Annotated in this window: 5 protein-coding genes and 1 pseudogene; 3 read left to right on the plus strand and 3 right to left on the minus strand. The window is 69.8% G+C overall.

The features are described 5' to 3' along the window. Positions 1-340: 340 nt before the first annotated feature. A complete protein-coding gene (locus tag RZ84_RS00005) occupies positions 341-577 on the plus strand; it encodes a DUF6274 family protein (protein ID WP_043262597.1) in 237 nt (78 codons plus the stop codon). 533 nt (positions 578-1,110) lie between these two features. Here the strand turns inward: RZ84_RS00005 and bldC are convergent. Beyond that, entirely contained in the window at positions 1,111-1,317 is a 207-nt protein-coding gene (gene bldC, locus RZ84_RS00010) for a developmental transcriptional regulator BldC (protein ID WP_003980577.1), read from the minus strand. 502 nt (positions 1,318-1,819) lie between these two features. Beyond that, entirely contained in the window at positions 1,820-2,656 is an 837-nt protein-coding gene (locus RZ84_RS00015; RefSeq protein WP_043262598.1) for a DUF8083 family protein, read from the minus strand. A gap of 192 nt (positions 2,657-2,848) precedes the next feature. On the opposite strand from RZ84_RS00015, the gene RZ84_RS00020 reads away from it, so the two are divergent. Both RZ84_RS00020 and RZ84_RS00025 read left to right on the plus strand, forming a co-directional pair. Continuing rightward, entirely contained in the window at positions 2,849-3,982 is a 1,134-nt protein-coding gene (locus tag RZ84_RS00020) for a Leu/Phe/Val dehydrogenase (protein WP_107068045.1), read from the plus strand. Positions 3,983-4,317: 335 nt separating this feature from the next. Further along, complete coding sequence (locus RZ84_RS00025; RefSeq protein ID WP_043262599.1) at positions 4,318-4,566, plus strand: DUF3073 domain-containing protein; 249 nt, start codon at positions 4,318-4,320, stop codon at positions 4,564-4,566. A 119-nt stretch (positions 4,567-4,685) separates the two neighbouring features. Here RZ84_RS00025 and RZ84_RS40165 read toward each other — a convergent pair. Further along, positions 4,686-4,800: pseudogene (locus RZ84_RS40165) on the minus strand (phosphoribosylformylglycinamidine cyclo-ligase); the annotation flags it as partial.

The raw sequence follows: 4,800 nt of genomic DNA on the forward strand, positions 1-4,800 counted from the left end.
GTTTGGAGTGCTCGCCACCCTGTCAAGGTGGAGGCCGCGGGTTCAAATCCCGTCAGGACCGCTTTTTCACGGCCCGCATCCCTCTCGGATGCGGGCCGTTGTGCTGTCCGGACCGGCCCGCGGCGCGGTACGGTGCGCATCACACACCACCCGCGGTCCGCCCCGGCGGGCACCGCGATCCTCCCGGCCGCACGCTCCCCGCGTCCATCTCCCCCGGGCCGTCCGCCCTGTGGCCCGAAGGTCCCGTCCGATCCCGGCCGGCGGCGACGGGCGTCTTGACGGCGGCACCTGCCGCCGGTACTCACAGAGGAAGGCGTGGGGGCCGGGGAGGTGGCGTGCGATGACTGCTGCGGTACGACACGAGACCAGGGCGCTGTTGCGTGCCCATCTGTCGGCGGCCCTCGCCTACGGCTCCCGCCATCTGACCCGGCACTGCCCGGTCTGCCATCAGCTGCTGCGGCTCGCCATGGAGCCGCACGCGGCCCTCTCCGGGGCCGACGCGCCCCCGCCCGCCTCCGCCCCCTCCCCGGCCGCCTGCGAGCCGCCGGCGGAGGACGAAAGTCCCGCCGACCGGTGACCAAGGGCGCCTGCGCCCACCGGCGGCGCGGTGGAAGGCTGTTGATGTGGTGACGGTGAAGCGCCCCTTACCGCAGGGGACGTATGCCCTTCAAGGACCGCGCGATGTGACGGGAGTCACCGAACAAGTTTCGCGCGACAGGGAACTTACCGCCCGCCCACAACCGGTCAATTTAATATGTGCAATTGCACTCCTCGTCGAGTACTCCGAAACAGACCCGCCAGGTCCACACTGACGGCCCCCCTCAGGGCCCCTGAACGGGTCGTGACGCCCCCGCCGGAGTCGACCGGCGCCAGGGCGCCCCGAGCGCCGCGAGCGGCCCTGGAACGGCCGCACACAAAAGAGATCGCGCTGGACCCGGCGGAGTCCAGCGCGATCGATGACGTACCCAGATGGAACGGGTGTGGGCCTGTTGGGGCAGGCGCCGCGTCGTAAAGAGCTCTATGGAGCGGGGTGAAGCAGGTGAAGCATGTGGTGCCAAAGCGGGCGTTTCCGGGTTGGGGGGCCCGAAAACGGCCTGGTTATGCGGTTGTTCAGGACTCGCTGCGCTGCTGCGGGATACCCGCGAGCAGCGCGCGGACCTCAGCCTCGCGGTAACGCCGGTGCCCTCCGAGCGTACGGATGGACGTGAGCTTGCCTGCCTTGGCCCAGCGGGTCACCGTCTTCGGGTCCACGCGGAACATCGTGGCGACCTCGGCGGGGGTAAGCAGCGGCTCGGCGTCAGGGGTGCGAGCGGTCATGAGCGGCCTCCTCGGGAGAACCGAACCATCACGGTTCTTTCCTCTAAATTCTGCACCTTGACCCACGTTGCCCGAAATGGCAGACGCGGGCCGAGTCGGTTATAGGACGAACGGCTTGTCCTCGGCACTACAACTACACCATCTGTCCAGCCACGTCGGCCAAACCGATGGAATTGCCCTCTCAGGTGTTCAACCTTGGCGGATGCCGATGGACCGTGCCATAGCGGACAGTCACACCCCCGTGACGAACAGTCACAACGTGACCAGCCACCACGAGACCCCTCAAGGAGCGCAATACCGAACTATCCGCCCTTAGTTGGACGGAAGGAGCCCGAGTCAGGCTCCTTGTCCTATTTTGGCACGAGGGTACGCCTTAGGAGCAAGACCCGAAGTCAGTGCTTTAGGTCACGCTTGAGGCAATAGCCCGGATCGGGACCTACGTCCCGTACGTCCTGACCACCGGGATGCCGCACCCGGCAACTCCGCGTCGGGCACCGGGCATTCAGCTGGAGAACTGACGTTCGCGCACCGCGCGCCACCGCTGCGAGAGCTTCTCGTACGCGACGCCGGCCCGCTCGCCGTCCCCCTCGCGCAGCGCCGCCAGCCCCTCCGCCACCTCGGCGGCGGAGCGGTCCTCGGCGAGCTGCCCTTCGGGCACCGCGTGCACCAGCCCTCCGTAGTCCAGCTCCACGAGCGAACGCGGATGGAATTCTTCGAGCCAGCGCCCCACATCTACCAGGCCGTCGATGAGCGGCCCCTCTTCCAGGGCGTCCCGAAGCGTACGCAACCCGCGCGCGACGCGGCGCCGCGCCTGCACCATCGGCGTCCGGTAACGCAGCAGGGGCGCCTGCTCACCCTCCGTGTACTCGCGCTCGCCGTCCTCGAAGAGGACGAACCAGCGGACCGGGACGTGCCAGGTCGCCGCCCGGATCCACGGCCGGGCGTCCGGATTGCGCTCCCGCCACCGCTCGTAGTCGGTGGCCGCCTGGCGGCGCACCACCGGGGGCAGCGCCGCGTCCAGCACCGCGGCCGGCAGCAGCTCCTCCAGGGACTCCAGGGCCTGCCAGCCGCGCAGCCGGGTGCGCCAGGGGCACACATAGGTCACCTCGTTCACCACGGCGACGAACGCGTCGGCGCTCTCGTGGACCGGCACCGGGACCGGTGGGGTCGGCAGCAGATCGGCCAGCGCCCGGCGCTGCTCGTCGACGGCCGTGGGCATGTCGTCGCGCTTGGCGTAGCGCGCCCAGTAGGAGCGCTCCGGCTCGGGGAACGCGGCCAGCGGTTCGTAGACCCGCAGATACGCCACATACGGGACCCGTACCGACGACGCCAAGGCCACGCCCGCTCCTTCAAAGGAAAGTCCACCGCCCGGAGTTGCCTACCCCCGCCCGGTCTGGATACGGCAGATCGTCCCATGCCCGTCCCCCGGGAGAGGGTGATCCCCGGTACCTGGCGGATCAACGCGCCCTCCAGGTCTTACGCTCGTTTCAACCGGCCCTCCCCACCCGCAGGAGGGCGTCCTCCGCGACATATGGGAGTCACGACCGTGACTGACGTACGTCCTGCCTTCGCAGGCGCCGAGAGCGGCGTGCTGCAGACCCTGTTCCGCACGGAGCAGGGCGGCCACGAGCAAGTCGTTCTCTGCCAGGACCGGGCGAGCGGCCTCAAGGCCGTGATCGCCATCCACAGCACCGCGCTGGGCCCCGCCCTCGGCGGCACCCGCTTCCATGCCTACGCCTCCGAGGAGGAGGCCGTGCTGGACGCTCTGAACCTGTCGCGCGGCATGTCCTACAAGAACGCCCTGGCCGGGCTGGACCACGGCGGCGGCAAGGCGGTGATCATCGGCGATCCCGATCTGATCAAGACCGAGGAACTGCTGCTCGCCTACGGCCGGTTCGTGGCCTCCCTCGGGGGCCGCTACGTCACCGCCTGCGACGTCGGCACGTACGTGGCCGATATGGACGTGGTCGCCCGCACCAACAAGTGGACCACCGGCCGCTCCCCGGAGAACGGCGGCGCCGGCGACTCCTCCGTGCTGACCGCCTACGGCGTGTTCCAGGGCATGCGGGCCTCGGCCCAGCACCTGTGGGGCGATCCGACGCTGCGGGACCGCAAGGTCGGCATCGCGGGCGTCGGCAAGGTGGGCCACCATCTGGTCGAGCACCTCCTCCAGGACGGCGCCGAGGTCGTGATCACGGACGTCCGCGCCGAGTCGGTGGACCGGATCCTCGCCCGGCACCCCCGGGTGACCGCCGTCGCGGACACCGAGGCGCTGATCCGCACCGAGGGCCTGGACGTGTACGCGCCCTGTGCGCTGGGCGGCGCGCTCAGCGACGACTCGGTGCCGGTGCTGACCGCCAAGGTGGTCTGCGGCGCGGCCAACAACCAGCTGGCGCACCCGGGCGTGGAGAAGGACCTCTCGGACCGCGGGATCCTCTACGCCCCGGACTACGTCGTGAACGCCGGCGGCGTCATCCAGGTGGCCGACGAGCTGCACGGCTTCGACTTCGACCGCTGCAAGGCGAAGGCCGCGAAGATCTTCGACACCACGCTGTCAATATTCGCTCGTGCGAAGTCCGAGGGCATCCCGCCGGCCGAGGCGGCCGACCGGCTCGCCGAGCAGCGGATGGCCGAGGCGCGGACGGCGGGGGGCCCGCGCGCCTGATGGCCGCACCGCCGTCCAGGGGACGGCCCACGGCGGTCCAGGTGGCCGAAATCACACCTTGCGCGGCCCGTCACGGGCGGCGGGGGAGACATCCCTCACCACCCGTCGGCGGGTCGCCGTACAGGACAGGTTAAAATCGCAGTTGACCAGCGTGGAAAGGGCGCCTCGCCGGTCGTGCGGAGCGGTGGGTGATGCGGGCGACGTACCGTATGGCCGCGGAAGCAGGTACCGTTAAAGCCCTACGAGCCGGTCTCTCTGTCGAGAGCCCGCTCTGAATCATGAACGCGTGTCAAGACTCTGGGGCCATCGAGCCCCGTCATTGAGGGGGTCGACCCATGGGGCGCGGCCGGGCCAAGGCCAAGCAGACAAAGGTCGCCCGCCAGCTGAAGTACAGCAGCGGTGGGACGGATCTCTCACGACTGGCCGACGAGCTGGGTGCAACGCAGTCGAACCAGCAGCCTCCGAACGGAGAGCCGTTCGAGGATGACGAGGACGACGACCCGTACGCACGGTACGCAGACCGGTACAACACCGATGACGACGAGGACGAGGGCAACTCGACCAACCAGCGTCGTCGCGCTTGACACTCTGCGCGCTCGCGGCATTCATAACACCATCGCGGACCCGGTCCTGGGCAGTGCCCGGACCGGGTTCTGTGCTGCCCTGGTGACCGCCGGCGCGGCGGCCCCAGGGCTCGGCTGACTCAGGCCGCGTAGTCACCGGTGAGGGTCACTGCCTCGGTGTGGCCGCCGCGCTCGACGATCTCACCGCCGACCCAGGCGTCCACGCCGCGGTCGGCGAGGGTGGTCAGGGCGACG

The organism is Streptomyces sp. CT34 (genome assembly GCF_000805335.1).
Classification (GTDB): domain Bacteria; phylum Actinomycetota; class Actinomycetes; order Streptomycetales; family Streptomycetaceae; genus Streptomyces.

Coding starts and splice junctions, on each gene's coding strand:
- RZ84_RS00005 (WP_043262597.1), top strand. CDS start 341: ATGACTGCTGCGGTACGACACGAGACCAGGGCGCTGTTGCGTGCCCAT.
- bldC (WP_003980577.1), bottom strand. CDS start 1,317: ATGACCGCTCGCACCCCTGACGCCGAGCCGCTGCTTACCCCCGCCGAG.
- RZ84_RS00020 (WP_107068045.1), top strand. CDS start 2,849: ATGGGAGTCACGACCGTGACTGACGTACGTCCTGCCTTCGCAGGCGCC.
- RZ84_RS00025 (WP_043262599.1), top strand. CDS start 4,318: ATGGGGCGCGGCCGGGCCAAGGCCAAGCAGACAAAGGTCGCCCGCCAG.